The following is a 19,281-nucleotide window of genomic DNA, read 5'->3' on the forward strand; positions in this document are numbered from 1 at the left end:
CACCTGTTACACAACCACCTGTTACACAACCACCTGTTACACAACCACCTGTTACACAACCACCTGTTACACAACCACCTGTTACACAACCAGTTGGTACACAACCAGTTGGTACACAACCAGTTGGTACACAACCAGTTGGTACACCTGTAGCGATCGCGACACCTGCAATCAATGCCCCCGCCCCTGGCAATCCTACTGGACAACCAGCAAACACTGTTAACGGTCAGTTTTACAACCTCTCAGACAGTAATGACAATATTTCCCTCTCATCACTTCCTCCGGCTGCTGCTGGCAAACAAATATTGGCGCTATCTGGCAGCGACAATATTACCGGGACCAGCGGCATTGATAACATTAACGGAATGCAAGGAGCCGATACAATCGACGGAGGGGTAGGCAACGACGTTTTGTCCGGCGGTAAAGAGTCGGATGAGATTGATGGGGGTACTGGCGACGACCAGATATTCGGCAACAATGAGAACGATACTCTCACTGGAGGAGATGGCAATGACAATATTCGGGGCGGTAAAGAAAATGATGTCCTGAATGGCGGTAACGGCGACGACTTAGTGGGTGGCGATCGGGGTCAAGACATCCTCACAGGTAATGGCGGACGCGATACATTTATCCTAGGCGGCGGGCAGGCGGCAGCAGCCCGCTTAGCAGATGCAGATGTGATTGTAGACTTTAATGGGGACAGAATTGGTCTAACTGAGGGGAATACATTTGCCAGCCTCACCTTTGAAGCTGTAAGTTTGACTCTGAATGGAGGATCTGCTGTCAGTGCTACGGCAATTAAACTCGGTACTAACTATTTGGGTATCGTTCAAGGGGTTGCTCAAAGCGAGCTTACGGCAAATGTTTTTGTTGTAGTATAGTTTGTGTAACGCGGGCTTTGTGAGCCCCACTTGAGTGGAATTAAGTGCGATCGCCTTTGAGTTTGACTTGGGGGCGATCGCAATGCGCTTTAATTTAGAGGCGATCGGATTTCTTGCCCCCAAACTAATCCAGCAGGTATGGGCAGAGACTTCAAATTGATTGAGCAAAGAAGAGTCTTGGTTAAAGAGTTGAATTCGCAAAAAACTCGATCGATTTAAGTGTTTACGTTTTGGCGATTGAGGATGTCTTGCGCTTTGCGTCCGACCCCGCCAGACGCGGTTGCTATATCTAGATTCGGACTAGAAGACTGAGGCCGTGAGAGTCAGTTCCGCAACTTCCAAGCAAACCATAAGTTTCTGCTAAATTTTTGACTAAAGCAGTTTGTTTAGGACTCGGCTTCCAAGGATTGGGATTACTGTAAGCATAGTAAGTTTCTACACCATCAATGCCGAAACTGGCTGCTTCTGGGATTAGTTTATCTGCGCTAGAACGATATCGGCAAGGATGTGCGAGAACTGCTAAACCTCCTGCTTCATGAATAGCTTCAACTACCCTGGCTGCTGAATAACAATAAGTGCCTTCAGTGCTTTTACCTTGTAGGTATGGTTTGAGGCTGGGATGTTGCGGATTGAAGGCGTAACCGAGAATGTGTACCTCATTGTTGAGCAATTCGGCATTAATTTCAGCGCCTGTCCAGAGACTAGGTGCTTCGCTATTTTTGTCGGGATGGTTTAATTTCCAATTATCCAGCCAAATTTGAGCTTTAACGTAGCCTTCGGTGCTGTGGTGGTCGGTGATAGCTAAGCCTTTGAGACCTCCGGCTATGGCTTGTTCCATCAATTTCTCTGGCTGCAATCGCCCGTCGGAGTGGACTGTGTGCATATGAAAGTTATAGGAACCCGGACAGCTATCGGCATCAATTGTCTGGAAGACTTGTTTGAGTGCTGAGATATTCTGGGCTTCTGGTTTGAGACTAGAAGCGGGGGAGGGAGCAAAATTGACAGCCATAAGCGTTATTATAGAAAAAACTAACCTTGTTTAATATATCTAATAAATTGATATGTTGCACCTGTGACAATAGTCGGCTGTAGGATTGAAATATCTGGCGGATTTTTGCGTTCGGCACAAGATATCAATTCACTCGCACATCTTGCACAATTCTCTATCCAGGATTTTATCGTCGGGTGGGGGCGGGTTTATGAGATTATTGATTTTAGGCAATTATATTTGGTAAAACTCGTCCCGGACGGTTTGTTGACAAAGCCACAAGATATCAATTCAATCGCACTTTAAACCTGCGGCTGCGGCGGTGGGAAATTCGATCGGCACAAACGTGAGGCCAAACTGTTCTCTAGAACACGGTACAATATGCGCCACTCGTTTAGGAGGGTTTTTCCTATTTCCAGTCTGCGAGTCAAACTCAATTATACCCGTGGCTCCTTCGGCTTTAAAGTTGGGAGCTGCTAAGGTTTTTTGCATTCCTTCGCGGCTGGGTTCTGGCTGCATTTCTAGGGCTTTAATCAGCGTCCGGGCGGCATCGTAGGTTAAAGCCGATCGAGTATTCACCGGGCCTCCCCACAATTTTTCAGCGTTTTGGGGAAATTTTTTGTCAAAACTGATTAACGGATGCCAAAACACCGATATGCCAAGTTTTGCAACAGACTTTAGCTGTTTTGCTACTTCTAGCGTTCTCGGCTCGTACAGCGTCCAGGGCCCGACAATCCAATTGCGATCGCCGTTAGCTTTAATCATTTCGATCGCATTTTCCAGGGAATTAGTGACTTGACCGTCGGGAATGACAAGTAAGGCTGTTTTCCCGGCTTTCTCAACTTCTTTTATTGCTGCTTCGGCGTTAAAATTATTTTTAGATAAGTCGTAATAATTACTGAGCCTAAAAGTTCCTCCTCCTTGGACTTCAAATTGCTTTTTGAATTCTTCCCACAAAGAAGCGCTGAACGGACTGTTGGGATTGTAAAATACTGCGACTTTTTTCTCACCGACCGAGAGCAGTTGATTTACTAAAGCTTCAGCTTCTATGCTAGTTGTCGGAGCCGTCCGAAAGAAATATTTTCGAGGTTTTCGCGTCAGTTCTTCGGTTGTGCTTCCCGGAGAAATGGCGACGAGTTTATTTTGATTGTAAATATCTACTGTTTCAACAGTCATGTCGCTGGTGTAGTGTCCGATGACGGCTAAAATATCGGGCTGGGCGACCAGTGAATTAGCCCTTTGAACGGCGTAGGATTTGATATTTCCGTCATCAGCAATGATGACCTTGAGACCTTTTCCTTTAAGAGGTTTGGGTGCGAGAAAACCTTGACCGGGAAAATCTTTATTGCTGCTATCATTGGGTTTGAGCAGACCTAAATTAACTTCAGTTTGTGCTTGAGCAATGCCGCGCAGCAGTTCTTCTGCTAAATTTGCGTTGAGGATGCTGCCGTCCTGATTCCTGCGGATGGGAACAACAATTGCGATCGTGTAATATTCTGCATTTATTGCCTTCAGCAGAGCATTGTTGATGTAAATTAAAGTTTCTGGATCTCTGCGGTCTTCCCGCCAGGACTGTTTGAGCAATTTTAAAGCTTCGGGGTAATTTGAGTCGGCAAATTCATTGATTCCCCTTTGTTTTGACCAAAGGGCAGAGGTTTGCACGAGGAGTTTTTCGCCAGAACTTAAACCATCTGCGGAGGGTGTAGGTAGCGTTGATCCCGGGGAAATTCTGGGGATTAGCGGGGAAATTCTGGGGATTAAAAGTCCGATCGCCCCAAAAGCCGCAATTCCCGCAACGCCTAACAGCAGAAAGCGAAAGCGCGATCGCAACTTCCGCGACGTTTTGGGTAACTCGGGCCGTTCGACGATCGACAAATCCAAGTCTTGCAACACTTCATCAACCGATTGGTAGCGCTGCTGAAAGTGGAAGTGCACCATTGTGTTTAAAATATGGGTTAGACCATCGCTAACTGGTTGAGATGTTAAATAACCCCAGATAATGTCGCAAGTTTCGGGGTCTTGTGGCAGATTGGTGGGACGCCGGCCGGTGAGGGCTTGAATCGCGATGATTCCTACTGCATAAATATCATTGTAAGGTTGCGGGAAAGACCGCGGATCGTGTTGTTCGGCAGGCATATAACCCCTGGTGCCGATCGCCTGCGATGTCAATATTTCACCTGTATTGCTAGAGGTGAAAGTGCTGATTTCTTTTACAGCCCCAAAATCAATTAAAACAATTTGTTGATCTGTTTTGCGCCGAATTAAGTTAGCAGGTTTAATGTCGCGGTGAATAACATTTGCTTGATGAATAGAGTTTAAAATTTCTAATATTTCCCATAAAAAGGCGCTGGCCTGTGCTTCCGTCCACTGCTGGCCCTGAGCGAGTTCTTGACTTAGGAGAGTTCCTTCAATGAATTCTAGAACTAAGTAAAAATTGCGATTTATCTCAAAATGATCGAACAATTGGGGAATGCGCGAGTTATTTCTGAGAGTCTGCAAAGCCCTAACTTCCGTTTGAAATCGCCTCCTGGCTCTTTCCAATACCTGGGGATTTTCGGATTGAGGAAAAGGAATTTCCTTAATCACGCACGGGGGATTTTCGGGGTTTTCTAGATCCTGAGCCGTGTAGGTTCTAGCAAATCCTCCCTGTCCTAATCGAGCGATGATTTTGTAGCGTCCGGCCAGTATCTCTTCGGGATTGAGACACATAAATTTTAGAGTTCCTTGTGGAAGTGCGATCGTTGATGTTGATTATAAGCTTTTTTGTTCCCCAATACAGCTTGGCAACATATCAAATTCATCTGTGTCTATATCAAAAACACTATAACTCTCAGCAATTGGCAATTCTACATTAGTGATGAGCGATCGCTAATTATCAATTATCTTTCTGCTAACTTGCTGAGTACAAAAGCAACGAAAAATCCGCAGACAGTAATTAGTCCAGCAAAATCGTGAGTTTCCTCGAATGCTTCGGGAATCATCGTATCTGAAATCATGGCTAAAATACCCCCTGCTGCTACGGCGGTAGTGGCGGCTATTACTTCCCCAGAAAAGTGGCTAAAAAGCGTATATCCTAACAATGCTGCGATACCGGAAATAACTGCGATCACGCCCCAAACTCCAAAAATGTAACCGATCGATCTCCCTGCTTTTTTCATGCCGGCGGCGCTAGAGAGCCCTTCGGGAATGTTGGAGAGAAAAATTGCCGCTACTGTCACCCAACTGACAGCGCCTCCAGAAATCATGCTGACCCCAATGACGATCGACTCCGGTATCCCGTCTAACAGCGCGCCGAGGGCGATGGCTAATCCGCCATCGCCTGACTCTGTTTTAGCTGGGTGCAAAGAGCCCGATCGCTTGCGGTGTTTTGCTCCCTGCTGACTCAAAAACCAATTGGCCGCTGTGTAGACAGCAGCGCCCCCCAAAAAGCCGAGCGCCGTCGAGTCGAAACCGCCGCGCTTGTAAGCTTCATCCATCAGTTCAAAGGATAGCGCTGAAATTAGCACACCGGCGCCAAAAGCCATAATTGTCGCGATCGCCCGCTGAGGAATGCTCACAAAGTAACCCACCGCCGCTCCCAGTAGCAGCGCCGAACCCCCCACTAAACCCCAAAATCCTGCCTGCAACCACACTGGAAACATCAGCCCTACCTCAGAGAAAAAATTTTTATGCCCGCCTAAAAATTATATATATAGGAAGTCTATTTGAGTCATGAATGTAGAACAACCTCAAACGATTGTGATGATTGAATCGATTGTTTACAAATCAAATGGTTTTACTATAGGAGTTACTGATGGGCGCTAGAAACCGGGTTTTTTACCTAATCTGCTAAGTATATTCCTCATAGTTAGAGTGGCTAGTGTTCCCATCAACATTAACTTTTTTACCCCAGGATGCGATTGACTCGAAACCAGCGATAGCCGTACGCTTCTAAGGGAATAGAGGGCGAGTCGGCACTGAGAGGTTCATAGAGGCGATCGGCAAATAAATCGAACAGAGGGGTGTATTCGTGAGATTTCAGCGTAGCGGTACAAGGTTTGTCGGCTAGATTGTGGACAGCGATCACCGTCCTGCCTTGCCAGTCGCAGTAGTGGGCTAACACCGAGGGAGAGTCGGTTTCGAGAATGTGCCACTTGCCCCTACCCAACTTAGGACATTGCTTGCGGATGCCGATTGCAGGTTCTTTATAGAAGTGATGCAAATAGTAAGCGTTTGCTTGTTCGTCGTATTTCCAAATACTGTCCTCGGCATCGGGAAACACCAGCAATTCTGGAGCGGTTTTGGGGGGATTTTCTGACCACACGTAGTAATTGCGATACTTGGAGTTTTTATGGCTTTTAGCTGCAACAAACCAAGGATGCTGATTGAACGTATGATTTACTACCAGATAGATCAGCACGCGAATTCCTCGTTCCCTTGCTTGGTGCATGAACTCGACAAAATCTCCCAGGGTTCCCAGTCTCGGATCAATGTTGTAGTAATCCATCACGTCCTAACCATTGTCGCAGTTAGTGGAAGGATAAAACTGCAGCAACCACAAACAAATAATGCCTAGCGCGGATCAATAGTCTAGGCGGCTGATAAGTCCCTGAAAGTCGCCTACACCATCGCCACCCGAGCCCATGAAGGTTTCAACATCGAGGGAGTAGACAATTGCGTTTTTATACCACAGGTCTTTCATTGCAGTAAATTTCTTAAGAGAGAAACTGTGTAACATGGCTTTGTTACGAAACCAGGTCACAGGGTTATTTAGGAACCTGAATGCCACGGTTATAGGTTATTTTTCGGAATATGAGCCTTAGTTGTGTTTGTCCCCCTTAAAAATATATCAATATAACAGATGAAATATTTATCAATATAATAAATAAGTTACGTTTTTTAAATTACCCAACAGTTGATAAGGCTGACTACCATTAGCAGGAGCGAGCGCTACCAATTTCCGATTAGATGTTCATCCAAATAGCCAAGTTGTTTAGCTTGTAGCTGCACTGCCTTGGCTCTCTTTCGCCAAGACAGTGCAAAACCAAAGACTTTAGTTAAATCGGCCAGCGCTGGTAAGTCCTGACGGCATAGCAGTTGTGTTTGCCTTTAGCGATCGCCAATGCTGCCAACTAGTCTTCTACCCAATTGAGTAACCCAAGAGAAGTAACAGCTCCAAAAAAGTGAGCGCCAATCAGATTGACGTTGGCCATCGTCACAAAAATATCTAGGGAACGAATCACATTTTCTGGCGCATAAGCTGCCATCGCTTGGGGCTGACTAAGAGTTTTCGCTAGCACTACAGCAACTGTTTCTTCAGAAGCGACAAACGCGATTAATACCCCGACCAAACTAGAAACTAATCCAATCCGTAAGGTGTGAGTAATATGTTCTTTGCTGGGATATACCTGGGAATTTTCGGCGTGCAAAAGTCGCCCTAAAAGCCTATAACGAAAATCCCAAAATATTCTAAAGCACAGCAATAACAGGCCAAGTATTGCTAAAAATACCCCGAAACCAATACCTGTATTATTGGTTTGTTCGCTCATGTTGCGACCCAACATAGCAAATACTAAAACAATGCCGGAAACAGCACCCAAGAATAACTGTATCCAGAAGCTAAATCGACTGAACAAGCGAAAAGTTGCGACGAATTCGGTTTGAGTCAGCGGTTGCGACAAGGGTTCGGGTTGATTCAGTTGATTCATTATATACACCTTATTGCTGAATTGATCATGAAAGAAAACGACGTAAAAAATAGGTTCTGCTTGTCTTCCTGTCGCAAGCGATCGCCTTGTGGTTAGCTATTAGAGTTTTCCTGAAAAGTCAGTTAAGGGCAGGACAGGATGCCGGATGTTTGGGAACCGAATTCGGCAATTTCCGGTAAATAAAAGCTTGAACTCCACACAGGCACTGCCGTTGTGGTTGATTTGATTTTCCTAAAATCCTCCCGGTTCTGAACACTCAACTTCTTGTGACAATGGGAATTTAGAGTTTTCAGAATCGACTTAGGCAAAACGTCTATTGTCTTTGTTCACCATTTCAAAATCTTGCTTATATCTCTATTTAATCTAATTAGCCCAACCGTGCCATCTGTCTGATGCCATAAGAAAATATCCACCTGATGGAAGATGATTGAGGAAAAATTTATGATAAAGCTTTGAGTTAAGTGCGATCGCTCGGAGTATTGGCGATAGATGCTTGATTGCCAACAGCCGCACTGGGGCGCATCCATTCGTGCAACGTCCATAAGCTAGTTAGGGCAGCTATTGCAGCTCCCAACTATTCCTATGCGAGTTTGGACTTATTGGTTGCAAGCAAGATTACCCGGACAAATTTTTGCTCACCTTCCCAGTATTGACGATTTAACCCAACAAATGTAAACGGTTTTTAGGTGAACCAATTCGCATATTTAGCTGTTCTATTCCCACTATCTAAGCCTGATTATCCATAGCTTATTAATTATATTCTTGACCAGAGTTCTGGTAAATCCGATGCCATACCGCCACGCAAGTATCAGCCTTTTTCCCCCTTTTTACAGTCAGCGAGCCGATGAAATTATCTCAAAATGCGAAGACGGTTTAATGGGTTGGTTGGCAGGCATTGCATAAAGCATGAGTTTTATTGCTATAGCAATCCTTGCAGGAGTCATAAATCTTTTAGCCCACTCCAACCCTCCCCGCGAGTTCGGGGAGGGAGTAAGAAATGGACCAATGATTTAGGGTTGCTATATTACGAGCATTATTGGTGTGTTTGCTTGGCCAGTTACACTGCTTTTTGTTAACGGTATTGTGGCATTTATATTCACTTTTCTTCCCTATATGGGCGAAATTTTAATCGTACTTTCAGCACGGCTGCCTTTATTAGATTCGCCTTGAAAAGCCGCCGAGGTGTTGTTGCTATATTTCGTAATCAAACAAATTGCAGCAGGCAATTGGGTCACGCATATCATTATGAAAAAGCAGGTATCTTTGCTTTCCAATTACACCTTAGCACTCTAGAAAGTATTTAGATTTCTATGGAGTTTTTTGGGATAATTTTTAGCCCTGGCCATTCTAATTGTTATTAAAACTTTGGTTAAAGAAGCTTGAATCAAAGATATACTAGACTGCTGGCCGACTGCTCCATCATGAAAGCTACCTCATAGGTCATAAAGCTATATTTGTCAAGGCTAATTCCTGTGAAATTTATCAATTAATCAACCGCTAACACTCCCGCTGAAGACTGATGAAAAAAATCTCTCAACCCGCTAATAATTAAATTTAATAGATAATAAGATAAATCATTTCTTTGAAAACTCACTTAACGGGAAACTATGCCAGCAGTCGTTAACAACTAAAGTATAAAAAATATGAAACCGCACAACTCACCCACGGACAACATTAAACAGTCAATTCGACAAGCAGCTTCTCATGCCTGGTTTGAGCGACTGGCAAGATTGGGATATGCTTCCAAAGGCTTAGTTTACTTTATTGTCGGTTTTTTAGCAGCACAAGCAGCCTTTAGTATGGGCGGCAGGACAACCGATACTAGCGGTGCATTATCAGAAATTGTTAACCAACCGTTCGGTAAATTTCTGCTATTTCTTGTAACGATTGGCATTATTGGTTATGCCCTTTGGCGTATCGTTCAGACAATTCTCGACCCAGAACACCCAGGAGACAAATTGGATGCCAAGCGAATTGCCCAACGCATTGGCTACGCCTTAAGTGCTTTAGCTTACGCAGGTTTGGCTTTAACGGCTGTAAAACTGATAATGGGTTCGGGCGGTGCTAATAGCGATACAACCGAAGATTTGACAGCCCAAATTTTAGCGCAACCGTTTGGACAATGGCTTGTAGGATTGGCAGGCTCCATTGTTATTGGTGTAGGTTTTTCTTATTTTTACGAAGCATATAAAGCAAAATTTCGCCGCCATTTCAAGCTAGATGAAATGAGCCAAAACGAGCTAATTTGGGCGACACGGTTGGGTCGATTCGGAATTGCTGCCCGTGGAATTGTTTTCGTTATAATCGGTTTTTTCTTAATTCAAGCAGCAAGGCTATCGGATGCCAGCAAAACGAAGGGATTGGGCGAGGTGTTGGCAATTCTGGCACAACAGCCTTTTAGCCCAGTGATTTTGGGTCTAGTACCTTTGGGTTTAATTGCCTATGGCATCTACTCGGTAATTGAAGCTCGCTATCGGCGACTTTTCCGCTCATAAGCTTGCCCGTTATACAGAAAGTTAGGAATTTTGAGTACAAGAGATTATTTTTTGGGATTAAAAACTGATCTAACTAAAAACTCAAAACTTTTACTAGGCGTCCTGATTAAATCACCTGCTTTTAAGTCTGGCTATTTTAACTCAAAACTCCGGGCGGGCACGGGGCACCGCCCCTATCGGTTGCATCAAGTAATGGAATAGAATTACTTCCACACTGATTCTTTGCTAATTTTTTAGTAGACAAGGCTTGTCGCCCATAGTTTTGTGTAATTAATTGTGTCCTACTACTTACCACTTTTTAATCATCATCCACAAAGCCACAAAATTGTCACTCCTCCTATCCCTAACCTCCAAGCAAGAATGCCCTCAGCCAAGTGATTTACTGCTGTCCATACAAGGATCTGTTTTTTTTGTTGAGCCAACAAATATCTGGATTTCGTCGATTTTGCTTACTTCGGGTATCGTTTCAACTGCCTCAGTTTCAGATAATCGTCCCCCTGTTTCTTTGACCGAGTTGATGATACTATTGTGGGTGATAGCAGTACAACGCTCAATTTGTCTCGCGGGCCAGGCCATTACAGTATATTGGTTAAGCCAATTTGTTTGGCATCCTCGGAATCTCCAGGCTCACTATAGGTTTCGACAAACTGGCGATTGCATTGCTTACCTCGATCGCACTGTTTTTCGTAAAGATGTCCATTTTTAAGTACATCTTTACCCTGGCATTTGGGGCATTACATTTTTAAATTTTGAATAACTTTGCCCCTTTATTATACTACTCCCTATGTTTAAATATCATTATGAATATATGCAAGGCCGCCTCTTCAGCAAGCAATTTCCCCTAACTGATGACTAATGACTAATGACTAATAAAAACAAATTCCCCGACATAACCGGGGAAGGAAAAATATTAAAAAAAGTAATGTTGTTTTAATAAATAGAATTTGCCAAAAAGCGGCGATAAATTAGTAGCAGCCATTGTTGATTTGAGAGCGGACGCCGGGGCGGGCAGTCCTGTGCAGGTGCCGCACCCGATCGCATTTTCCAGTCTCAAGAAAACAGTTGCATTCATATTTGAGTACCAATTAAGCTTGGCTGCTGTTGCGAGTCTGGCTAGCCAGCTCCAACAGTTGCGCCCAGCGTTTTTGGACTTGTTTGGGAGTGCATTGGATTGCAGCGGCGATCGCCTTGTCGCTTTCTTGATTCCGCTTCATTTTTAACAGTTGCTGCTGTTCCGGCGACAGTTGAGCGCGAAATGCTTCCCATTTGTCCGAAGTCATTCCCAGCTTTTGATCGACATCCGCACCCAGCCATTCGTGCACGAGTTTCCAATTTTGAGTGCGGGCAAATTTTTCGACGTGGTACTTGAAACGTTGTTGCAAGTAGTCGCGCTGGCGGGAAGACAAACCGAGCACGCGGTCAATTTCCGAAGCCGAAAGGTCTTGCAATTTTAAAGTTAAGTAATTCACGCATTCTGGCTGATTTTGCGATTCCAGATAGGCGATCAATTCCGCGACTACTCGATCGCGCAGCACTGCATCAGCCGGATCGACAGTTTCCGATACCATTTGCTCGCGCACTTGTTGCAGGGCCGGAGAGCGGCTGTACATTTCTGCATCTTCTCCCTTGCCGGATTCTACAGCCATTTCAATGTCGATCGCAGTTTCGGGAGGCTGACCCTTGGCAAATCCTTGAGCGCGCAACACGATCAGGCGCTGGCGGTTGCGGCCGGGCAAACCAATTTGGCGCTTGGCGTAGTGTTCGGTGAAAGCCATGTACTCAGCCAATTCTAGCTGCGTGCGGGGCTGGTAGGTGACATCGAGTTGGTGTTCGCGGCGGAAAGCGCGCAGAGATTCGATGTAAAAGCCTTGCAAAAAGTCTTCAATCATGTTATAGCGAGCTTGGAAGTTCAAGTTCGATCGGAAAGAAGCAACATGGCGGTAAATCATAGCCGCGAGGTGGGAGTGCAGTTCGACGCGGCCTTGTTTGGAACCGAGGCGGTAGTATTGCAGGATTTTTTGCAAGCGGTGCTCGGCCAAGGTGATTTGCCAAGCTTCAACTTCGCCGGAAATTTGGATGCGATCGCTTTTTTGGCAAATCCGTTCAACTTCCTTAGCAATCCGCATCGCCACTGCTTGAGCGCTGCGGCTGGCAGTTTTCATTTCGGCTTGCAATTCTTTGAGGGCGAAGTTAGCCAAAGCGAGAATATCGATGCTGGGAACAGTATTGATTTCGGCGGTTTGTTCCGGAATGCAGTTGAGGTCAGAAGCGGTGTTGCAGTTGACGGTGGTGGTTGCAGTTTTGACAGTCATGGCGTTTATCGGGTAGTAGGGCACAGCGTGCGAGGACATTTGTCAGAGAGTGAGGCGGCAGTAGCTGGCGGTTTCGCTTGCTGTGCTGATTCAACTCTCTATACATTGAATGTTACGGAAGTAGAGATAACCGCAGTGATGCCAGTGTTCCACTCTCTCATGCAACAGTTTTTGGCTGCTGAATCTGATTCTAAACGCTGGGTGTGGAAGATTGATTTTATTGCCGTTAAAGCCTTACTGTACAAGCATTCTGAGCTATTGCGAAGGTAGGGCGATCGCGAAAAAGATTGACGGTGCTCCGAGGCGACTGAGTGGACGATTTACTAACTGGCTATTTGAGGCCGTTTTGGGCCATCGAGATTATGGAATCGAGACTCGGCAGAGTGTAGCGAACTGCAATGTATTCTGAAGCTACGGCACAGTAATTCGGAAACCCGGTTAATCTGCAAATTTGATCTTATGGCAGAAGGAAGAAGGAATAAGCACAGTATTGTGTAGGGTGTGCACCACAACCGATATCAACCCTTAAATCACCGCATTGGGAAACTGATGGAGTATTTCGCGTTTCCCAATGTCAAGACTGTGCTGCGAGATTTGTACGCTATGGAACCGAAAGTGCTGTCGCCTGTTGGGCAAAATGCGATCGCACTTATTCCGATTAAAGCTGCGGTGGGGCGAGTGCGAACAACGCTGCTGGCTGAATTTCGCAGTTTACTGCAAGTCAAGTTAACCTAAAGTTAACAGCCGTTTTGTGCAGATGTCGGCTCAATCACCCACTAAAAATGATGAAAGAAGACACCATCGAAATTGTTGGTTTTCACGCCCATATTTACTTCGACACTGATAGCCGCGATGCAGCAGCGGGCGTGCGTCAAGGATTGAGTCGGTTTGAGGTACGGCTCGGGCGCGCTTCATGACAAACCCATTGGCCCCCACCCCCAAGCAATGTATCAAGTTGCATTTTTACCGGAGCAGTTTGGCAAAGTCGTTCCCTGGTTAATGCTTGATCGCGAGGAACTAGATATTCTCGTTCATCCCGAAACAGGCGACGATGTTGCAGATCACACGAAACATTCTTTGTGGCTGGGAGAGAAACTACTGTTGAATGTCGAATTTCTGCGACCTAAAACCACCAATGTGAGTTTTTAACTCATCGCTCTCTAATTGCTATATGTAGATCAAATACTACTTGCTGGGTGCGGAGCTACCGAAGAAACCAGAGCGGTTGGGAACTCAAGTGCGATCGACATCAATTGAAGATAGCTCGCGACTCTGACTCTCTCCCACTAAGGAAATAAACTGCTGGTCATTCCGCAAGGAGTCAAAGTCGGGGTTCCCTCGAGCTTCCCGACAACAACGGCGCGGAGCGATATGGATTGCTTGTTGAAGCGCAGCAATAGCTCGCTCGGTGTCACCTTGTCGGGCATAGCAACAGGCTTTTCCGTAGTAACCTTCCTCATTTTCTGGATGTTTGCGAATCAGTTGATCGAACAATTTCATAGCTTGTGAGTATTCGCCTGCACGGGAGAGAACGATTCCTTTATTAACGAGTAATAGAGGTTTATTTCCTCCTAACTGAATTGCGCGCTCGCAACTATTTATCGCGGCTGGATAATCCTCCCCGATTAGGCTTAAAATTAAACTTTTTGCATCGTAAGATTCAAAGGGCTTAGGATTTATTTGAATAGCTTTTTTGTTACTAATAATCGCCTCGTTATAGCGTCTTAAATAACATAGTAATTGACTTTTAAGGACGTAGTAATGAGAATTTTCCGGATCAACTTTAATAGCTTTGTTGATACTGACTAGGGCTTCTTTATAGTATTCTAACTCACCCAATATTACACTCTTTCTAGCGTAATAATGAGACTTTTCTGATTCGGTTTCAATAGATATGTTGATACTAATTAATGCTTGTTCGTCTAAATCTATTGAAGAAAAAGCTAAAGCCAAATAAAAGTAAATATCACTTAGAAAATGAGTATTCTCGAAATTTTTAAGTGTTTCAATTTCTGCATGAGTTTGATTCAAAAGACTTAAAGCTCGCGTGTGGTCGCTATAACTCCGCAGACTGTAACTTATTAGAGCCAGACACTTTGCTAAACCTGTTAAATTCAGAATTTCACGGAAGCAAACATTTAGTCCCGACTCAATTTTGGACTTAACTTGGCTCGAATCTTCTTCTCCCGGGATGTTAATGCTATAGTCTTTTTCAGGCATATCGATGACCCACCATCCAAATACGATAGTTTTCTCTATGCTGTCTAGAAACTTCTGAATATCTTCCCGTAATAGTTTGTTTTCTTTTAGTTCGGCTTCTGAGGCAATTGCAAAAAATGCACTTTTTGCAATTAATGGTTTCTTAAAATAAGCTCCTTCAAAAAAACAAGTTAATAGTTGACGTTTTCCTTCTGTTTTATTGGCAAATAGTCTGTGATAAATGACTTCTATCATCAGCTCCTGCCATTCGGAATTTTCATATTTATCGAGGGGAGAGCGATCGGGTGATACTTCTTTATCGGCGAGGTACTCAAAATAATCGGCTATCCAATTGTGGATTCGCCAAAATTTTTGTTTATCTTCTTGATGCTGTGTTTCCCGAATCACGCTTCTGGCAACATCATCAATCCGATATGAACCGTCAGAAATTGTAAAATCACGCTCTGTCAACCACTTAAACCAATTAATTCCATTACCGAATGGAATATTAGCTTCTCCAAACTCTTGCAGCAAAGCTTGAATTAACTGTTCATCGAACGAACGGCAGTGAGCTGCCAATTTTACAACTCGTTGTTGAGTTTCATCCAACCCATCTAGGAGTAAGTTCACCATGCCAGATTGTCCCCCAGACAAGGTGATTTTTCCATCATCTTCCTTTTGCTTTTTCAGTAAATTTAAGTAGTAAGGATATCCTTGAGTTGCACTCCAAATTCGCCTCACCTGATCTTTATTGGTCACTCCAATATTTTCAAGATATTGTTGAGTTTCTTGTTTGCTGAATTTAGCGAGAGAATATTCTCGGATTAGCGGAAATCCCCTATCTTGAAATTTATGCTGATAACGTCCATGACTCAGCTTGTAGCGTCCTGCCATCGCAATTCGGACTGGAAAATCGTGCAATGTCGTATCTTTGAGTAATTCATTACCCAAAAATTCATTAAAATCTTTCTGTGCTTTTTCATAGGTATCGAGCCATAACACGATCGGCATCTCTTGCGACAACTGAATCAAGGTTTCTGCAAAAGCCTGAGTGAGCTTTTGCTGTGGATCGAGCATGAGATCTCGCAAGCTCATCTTTTCCTGTGTTGATCCTTGCGTAGCTGGATGTTGCCTCAAAAGTTTCTCGAAGCGCTCTCTTGTTGAAAGCTGATTAAACGTGGATTCATCCTCGGTGACGATCGAACTTCGCCCCACTCCCATATATTCCTGAACCAAACTCCTCTGCTCAGCGCCCACTATTTGAGTTTCTGCCGTCGCCTCAGTTTCCAGTCGTAGCAGCGTTTCTTCGTACTGTTGATACCGAACTGTGAACAAATCTGCCTCTGGCTGATGAATTGACAATTGCTGGTGTAAGTGTTTCATCAGTTCGATGGGTTTACTCAATCGCCTGTCGTTAAAATCAGCCGTCAGAAATTTCACCTCTCCGTGGTGCAGACTTTTTAACTCATCTAGTAAGGTAGATTTGCCAATTCCCCCAATTCCATACGCATAAAACATCAACGGTGCGGAGTTGGGTTGCTCAATCGCCTTATCAAAATCATCCAGAAACCGTTTGGTCGAATGGCGAGAAACGAACAAACCTTTGCGGGGAGGTTTTGAGGCTTTTTCCCGACCTAAATTTGCGGAACTGGACTGTGCTAAAGCAGTTGAGATCGGCGATCGCGCTTTCGGGTTTTTTATGAAGGTTTGGGGATTTGCGCTATCGATATTGCTCAACGTCGCTTTTTGAGGGGAAGCTTTGGACTGGAAATATTCGTTAATCTTATCCCTCAGTTTAGAAAGCTCTAAAAATTCGTCATTATCCTCCCAATCAGAATTTTCCAGTACGCTTACTAAAGCATCGACAAAATCACCATCACCTGCTTCTGTATCTGAATTCGTCGAACAGAGAACGTAAAATCCCGATGGCTTACGAATCGTCGAGTCAGAAGTCAATCTATCAAGAATCCGACTCGCCCCCGAGCCTGCATAACAAACGTCCAGAATTAGTAAGACATTCTCAGGATAGTTATTATTTCCCTCAAATAGGCATCTAACGAGCTGTTGAGTTTCAATCGCTTTGGTACTTAATTGCTCGCGTCGAGAATTGAATGTGTAGAGATAGTGGGAACCTAGATTGCCATCCTCGCCTGCGTGTCCGGCATAATACAGGATAACGATATCGTCCTGACTTCTTTCCGAACAGCCAAACCATTGGGACAGGGCATTTTTGATGTCTTCAGCCTCTGCGTCGATCGAAATCTGATCGGATAAAACTCTGGTGTACCCCTGCTGTGTTCCTGTAAACAAATCCACGACTCGATCGACATCACTCTTGACTATAGCTAAGTCTGCTAGTTCCATTTTAGGGCACGATGCAGAGCCGATCGCAATCAAAAACCGTTTAGAGTTACCCATTGTCAGCCGAAATTATTTTGAACAGCACGTTAAACTATCAAGCCTGTGGCAACAGCAGCACCCGTTTCCTTTGCTGTTAAATACCTTTCCACCGAATGAGACTCCCATCCATTATAAACAAGCCGATCGACAATTTTGCGATCGTCTCCATCTCCAAAGTATGGGGCTAAGGATTTCTGAAGTGCCACAATATCACCGCTATCAGCAATGTTAAACCATTGCTTGATATTCGGCCAGGCACCTTTACGATTCTCCGGCGGAGGTGTCAGTTTATCGAAAATCAAATTAGGGATTCCCAAAGGAGAACCCAGCGTTACCAGCGTCTGTACATTCCATTCTGGATGAGCGCACAAAGCTTCATAGGCAACGACGGAACCCAAGGAATGGGCGATCACTACTTTTGTCTCTGTTGGCGAGACTTTGGCTTCTACCCGTTCCAAAACTGCTTTTTTTGTATCCGAATCGTGGAGAAATAAACCAACTTGCTTCAAGGCAAAAATTAATGTTTTTTCCGGGCCCAAGTTTCGGAAGAAGCGTGACTTAGACAACTGCCTTAATGCACGCTGCACAATCTCGGGAGTTCGTCCCCGACCTTGAAACTCAGGTTCTTGAATGCTGGGATCTTCGCCTAATGGGTCGCCAGCGCTACGATTCGCGATCGATAACTCTGCCGCTGCACGCCACCACTCAACGAGTAAGGCTTCTTCCCATTCCGTTTCAACATCCCGCGCTGTCAACTTGGGGACTCCCGCAGAACGCATTCCCGATGGGCGAAATAAGTCCCCATAAAAAACCATCCCAAATTCCGATCGTGTCAAGCGGGGCTGTTCGATCAATTCTAGGCTTCCTTGTAGTGCAGGCAACCAAGCATTTTCAAGCTGTGGACTGCCTAAAAAGTCTTGGGCGATTCCATGAATACCAACTACTTTCATTTAAATTCTTCCCCATTACATTCTGTGATTTTAAGAGTTTTGACCTAATCTCACATCCTGTTTTTTACTTGTGGCGCTCAAACCATAACACATGAACTCCCCTCTGGGCAACGATTTCAGGATTTATGAATTCATCCAATCGCTTGTTATTATTGCGTAACTACTCAGGCTTAAAAAAAATTGTATATATAAGCGGTTGAAACCGCCGAATCATAAAAATGGTAGTTAACTTGGAGCTCGACGACTGGCTTTGCATTCAACAATTCGCAGCTTTGGTCGATCGGCCTCCCACAGGATTAGTACAAAGTCAATTTGACCTTTGATCTCGAAAGCTCCCTCGTCTGCTTCAAGAGAAATTTCGCGTCCATATGCTCTTTGTCCTGAACTTATACCTTGCAATTGTGCGACAAAGGTAGTCCAGGGTGTCTTCTTTTCGTCAGCAGACTTTTGGCTGTACAAAGTGAGGTCAATGAGACCATTTTTTTGGAGAGAAGTTTCCCATTCGTTCTCCCTCAATCGCCCCGCCTCTTGGAGAACTGGATCTAAGGAGTTGAAGAGGCGTTCTGCAAACGGAAGCTCTCGGCCAAGCTTTCGGTTATTATGCTCTAGCTTAAAGCGGCGATCGCAAGATTGATAATGGATGTACTCGCCGATTTCCGTAACTCGGACAGATGGTTTAGTTACTGGGGTTAACATAAATGTAAAAATAATATTTTTGTCTGAGTCAGACTGGCATAAGCTATGCCGAACGACTAAATTTGAGTAATCCTCTCACAATTAACTTAGGAGTTACATTACCATAATCACTTTTTATTGTGACCATACTCACGGCAACTATTTATATTATAAATTCACAACTCACCCCGATTCTCTCTCTAATACCAAAGTCACCGGCCCGTCATTCTCGATCGAGACTTGCATCATCGCTCCAAACACGCCTGTTTCAACTTTTAAGCCGCTCTGGCGCAACTTTTCGACAAATTTATCATAAAAAATTTCAGCTCGTTCTGGAGCCGCTGCTCGGTCAAAGGAAGGCCGCCGACCTTTGCGGCAGTCGCCGTAGAGGGTAAACTGACTTACAACCAGCAACTCGCCGCCGATGTCTTGTACGGACTTGTCGCAGCGCCCGGTATCCCCGGCCGAGTCGGGAAACAAACGCAATTCCAGGCATTTGCGAGCCATCCAATCGAGTTCTGCTTCGGTGTCGGTGTCCGCAATACCTACAAGCAAGTTAAGTCCGCGGCCAATTTTGCCGACAATTTGACCTTCAATTTCGACTTGAGATGATTTTACTCGCTGGATGATGACTCGCATGGGAAATTAGAAATTCTTAAATTTAAAACTAAAAATCAAAAGGTAAACTTCCCTT

Annotated in this window: 17 protein-coding genes; 7 read left to right on the forward strand and 10 right to left on the reverse strand. The window is 44.7% G+C overall.

Features of this window, described 5'->3' with window-relative positions; genetic code table 11:
• Both QT996_RS07930 and QT996_RS07935 read left to right on the forward strand, forming a co-directional pair.
• Nucleotides 1-881: calcium-binding protein (locus QT996_RS07930; protein ID WP_445304552.1), on the forward strand; the 881-nt coding region annotated here is incomplete at its 5' end.
• Nucleotides 882-915: 34 nt separating this feature from the next.
• Entirely contained in the window at nucleotides 916-1,041 is a 126-nt protein-coding gene (locus QT996_RS07935) for a hypothetical protein (protein WP_333045665.1), read from the forward strand.
• Between the two features lie 129 nt (nucleotides 1,042-1,170).
• Here the strand turns inward: QT996_RS07935 and QT996_RS07940 are convergent, their stop codons facing one another.
• The 5 genes from QT996_RS07940 to QT996_RS07960 form a co-directional block, all read right to left on the reverse strand.
• Nucleotides 1,171-1,890, reverse strand: coding sequence for a PHP domain-containing protein (locus QT996_RS07940; RefSeq protein ID WP_333045666.1), 720 nt, complete (start codon nucleotides 1,888-1,890; stop codon nucleotides 1,171-1,173).
• Between the two features lie 270 nt (nucleotides 1,891-2,160).
• Nucleotides 2,161-4,578, reverse strand: a complete 2,418-nt coding sequence (locus QT996_RS07945; RefSeq protein ID WP_333045667.1) for a bifunctional serine/threonine-protein kinase/ABC transporter substrate-binding protein — start codon at nucleotides 4,576-4,578, stop codon at nucleotides 2,161-2,163.
• A gap of 170 nt (nucleotides 4,579-4,748) precedes the next feature.
• Nucleotides 4,749-5,510 carry a ZIP family zinc transporter gene (locus QT996_RS07950; RefSeq protein WP_333045669.1) on the reverse strand — a complete coding sequence of 254 codons (762 nt, stop codon included), beginning with the start codon at nucleotides 5,508-5,510 and terminating at the stop codon, nucleotides 4,749-4,751.
• Nucleotides 5,511-5,752: 242 nt separating this feature from the next.
• The gene (locus QT996_RS07955) at nucleotides 5,753-6,355 is read right to left on the reverse strand and encodes an alpha-amylase family glycosyl hydrolase (protein ID WP_333045670.1); all 603 of its coding nucleotides are present in this window, start codon (nucleotides 6,353-6,355) and stop codon (nucleotides 5,753-5,755) included.
• A gap of 625 nt (nucleotides 6,356-6,980) precedes the next feature.
• Complete coding sequence (locus QT996_RS07960; protein ID WP_333045672.1) at nucleotides 6,981-7,556, reverse strand: DUF3611 family protein; 576 nt, start codon at nucleotides 7,554-7,556, stop codon at nucleotides 6,981-6,983.
• A gap of 1,643 nt (nucleotides 7,557-9,199) precedes the next feature.
• On the opposite strand from QT996_RS07960, the gene QT996_RS07965 reads away from it, so the two are divergent.
• Nucleotides 9,200-10,051 (forward strand): DUF1206 domain-containing protein, encoded by an 852-nt coding sequence (locus tag QT996_RS07965; RefSeq protein WP_333045674.1) that lies wholly within the window; start codon nucleotides 9,200-9,202, stop codon nucleotides 10,049-10,051.
• A gap of 1,085 nt (nucleotides 10,052-11,136) precedes the next feature.
• On the opposite strand, the gene QT996_RS07970 is transcribed toward QT996_RS07965, so the two are convergent.
• Nucleotides 11,137-12,363: a HetZ-related protein gene (locus tag QT996_RS07970; RefSeq protein ID WP_333045675.1), complete on the reverse strand. Its 1,227-nt coding sequence runs from the start codon at nucleotides 12,361-12,363 to the stop codon at nucleotides 11,137-11,139.
• 39 nt (nucleotides 12,364-12,402) lie between these two features.
• On the opposite strand from QT996_RS07970, the gene QT996_RS07975 reads away from it, so the two are divergent.
• The 4 genes from QT996_RS07975 to QT996_RS07990 all read left to right on the forward strand — a co-directional run bounded on the left by QT996_RS07975 (nucleotide 12,403) and on the right by QT996_RS07990 (nucleotide 13,512).
• On the forward strand, nucleotides 12,403-12,633 hold the full coding sequence (locus tag QT996_RS07975; RefSeq protein WP_333045676.1) for a hypothetical protein: 231 nt from the start codon (nucleotides 12,403-12,405) through the stop codon (nucleotides 12,631-12,633).
• 279 nt (nucleotides 12,634-12,912) lie between these two features.
• Entirely contained in the window at nucleotides 12,913-13,098 is a 186-nt protein-coding gene (locus tag QT996_RS07980) for a hypothetical protein (protein WP_333045678.1), read from the forward strand.
• A 50-nt stretch (nucleotides 13,099-13,148) separates the two neighbouring features.
• Nucleotides 13,149-13,280, forward strand: coding sequence for a hypothetical protein (locus tag QT996_RS07985; protein WP_333045679.1), 132 nt, complete (start codon nucleotides 13,149-13,151; stop codon nucleotides 13,278-13,280).
• Nucleotides 13,281-13,308: 28 nt separating this feature from the next.
• A complete protein-coding gene (locus tag QT996_RS07990) occupies nucleotides 13,309-13,512 on the forward strand; it encodes a DOPA 4,5-dioxygenase family protein (protein WP_333045681.1) in 204 nt (67 codons plus the stop codon).
• Between the two features lie 84 nt (nucleotides 13,513-13,596).
• Here QT996_RS07990 and QT996_RS07995 read toward each other — a convergent pair whose 3' ends face one another.
• The 4 genes from QT996_RS07995 to dtd form a co-directional block, all read right to left on the reverse strand.
• A complete protein-coding gene (locus QT996_RS07995; RefSeq protein ID WP_333045682.1) occupies nucleotides 13,597-16,980 on the reverse strand; it encodes a TPR end-of-group domain-containing protein in 3,384 nt (1,127 codons plus the stop codon).
• Between the two features lie 29 nt (nucleotides 16,981-17,009).
• On the reverse strand, nucleotides 17,010-17,912 hold the full coding sequence (locus QT996_RS08000) for a hypothetical protein (RefSeq protein WP_333045685.1): 903 nt from the start codon (nucleotides 17,910-17,912) through the stop codon (nucleotides 17,010-17,012).
• Nucleotides 17,913-18,137: 225 nt separating this feature from the next.
• Entirely contained in the window at nucleotides 18,138-18,608 is a 471-nt protein-coding gene (locus tag QT996_RS08005) for a hypothetical protein (RefSeq protein WP_333045686.1), read from the reverse strand.
• A 162-nt stretch (nucleotides 18,609-18,770) separates the two neighbouring features.
• A complete protein-coding gene (gene dtd, locus QT996_RS08010) occupies nucleotides 18,771-19,226 on the reverse strand; it encodes a D-aminoacyl-tRNA deacylase (RefSeq protein WP_333045687.1) in 456 nt (151 codons plus the stop codon).
• Nucleotides 19,227-19,281 lie beyond the last annotated feature (55 nt).

Source organism: Microcoleus sp. S13C4, assembly GCF_036700865.1.
GTDB lineage: Bacteria > Cyanobacteriota > Cyanobacteriia > Cyanobacteriales > Microcoleaceae > Microcoleus.

Excerpts from the sequence above, each read along its gene's own strand:
- QT996_RS07940 (WP_333045666.1), bottom strand. The coding sequence starts at position 1,890 with ATGGCTGTCAATTTTGCTCCCTCCCCCGCTTCTAGTCTCAAACCAGAA.
- QT996_RS07945 (WP_333045667.1), bottom strand. The coding sequence starts at position 4,578 with ATGTGTCTCAATCCCGAAGAGATACTGGCCGGACGCTACAAAATCATC.
- QT996_RS07950 (WP_333045669.1), bottom strand. The coding sequence starts at position 5,510 with ATGTTTCCAGTGTGGTTGCAGGCAGGATTTTGGGGTTTAGTGGGGGGT.
- QT996_RS07955 (WP_333045670.1), bottom strand. The coding sequence starts at position 6,355 with ATGGATTACTACAACATTGATCCGAGACTGGGAACCCTGGGAGATTTT.
- QT996_RS07960 (WP_333045672.1), bottom strand. The coding sequence starts at position 7,556 with ATGAATCAACTGAATCAACCCGAACCCTTGTCGCAACCGCTGACTCAA.
- QT996_RS07965 (WP_333045674.1), top strand. The coding sequence starts at position 9,200 with ATGAAACCGCACAACTCACCCACGGACAACATTAAACAGTCAATTCGA.
- QT996_RS07970 (WP_333045675.1), bottom strand. The coding sequence starts at position 12,363 with ATGACTGTCAAAACTGCAACCACCACCGTCAACTGCAACACCGCTTCT.
- QT996_RS07980 (WP_333045678.1), top strand. The coding sequence starts at position 12,913 with ATGGAGTATTTCGCGTTTCCCAATGTCAAGACTGTGCTGCGAGATTTG.
- QT996_RS07985 (WP_333045679.1), top strand. The coding sequence starts at position 13,149 with ATGAAAGAAGACACCATCGAAATTGTTGGTTTTCACGCCCATATTTAC.
- QT996_RS07990 (WP_333045681.1), top strand. The coding sequence starts at position 13,309 with ATGTATCAAGTTGCATTTTTACCGGAGCAGTTTGGCAAAGTCGTTCCC.
- QT996_RS07995 (WP_333045682.1), bottom strand. The coding sequence starts at position 16,980 with ATGGGTAACTCTAAACGGTTTTTGATTGCGATCGGCTCTGCATCGTGC.
- QT996_RS08000 (WP_333045685.1), bottom strand. The coding sequence starts at position 17,912 with ATGAAAGTAGTTGGTATTCATGGAATCGCCCAAGACTTTTTAGGCAGT.
- QT996_RS08005 (WP_333045686.1), bottom strand. The coding sequence starts at position 18,608 with ATGTTAACCCCAGTAACTAAACCATCTGTCCGAGTTACGGAAATCGGC.
- dtd (WP_333045687.1), bottom strand. The coding sequence starts at position 19,226 with ATGCGAGTCATCATCCAGCGAGTAAAATCATCTCAAGTCGAAATTGAA.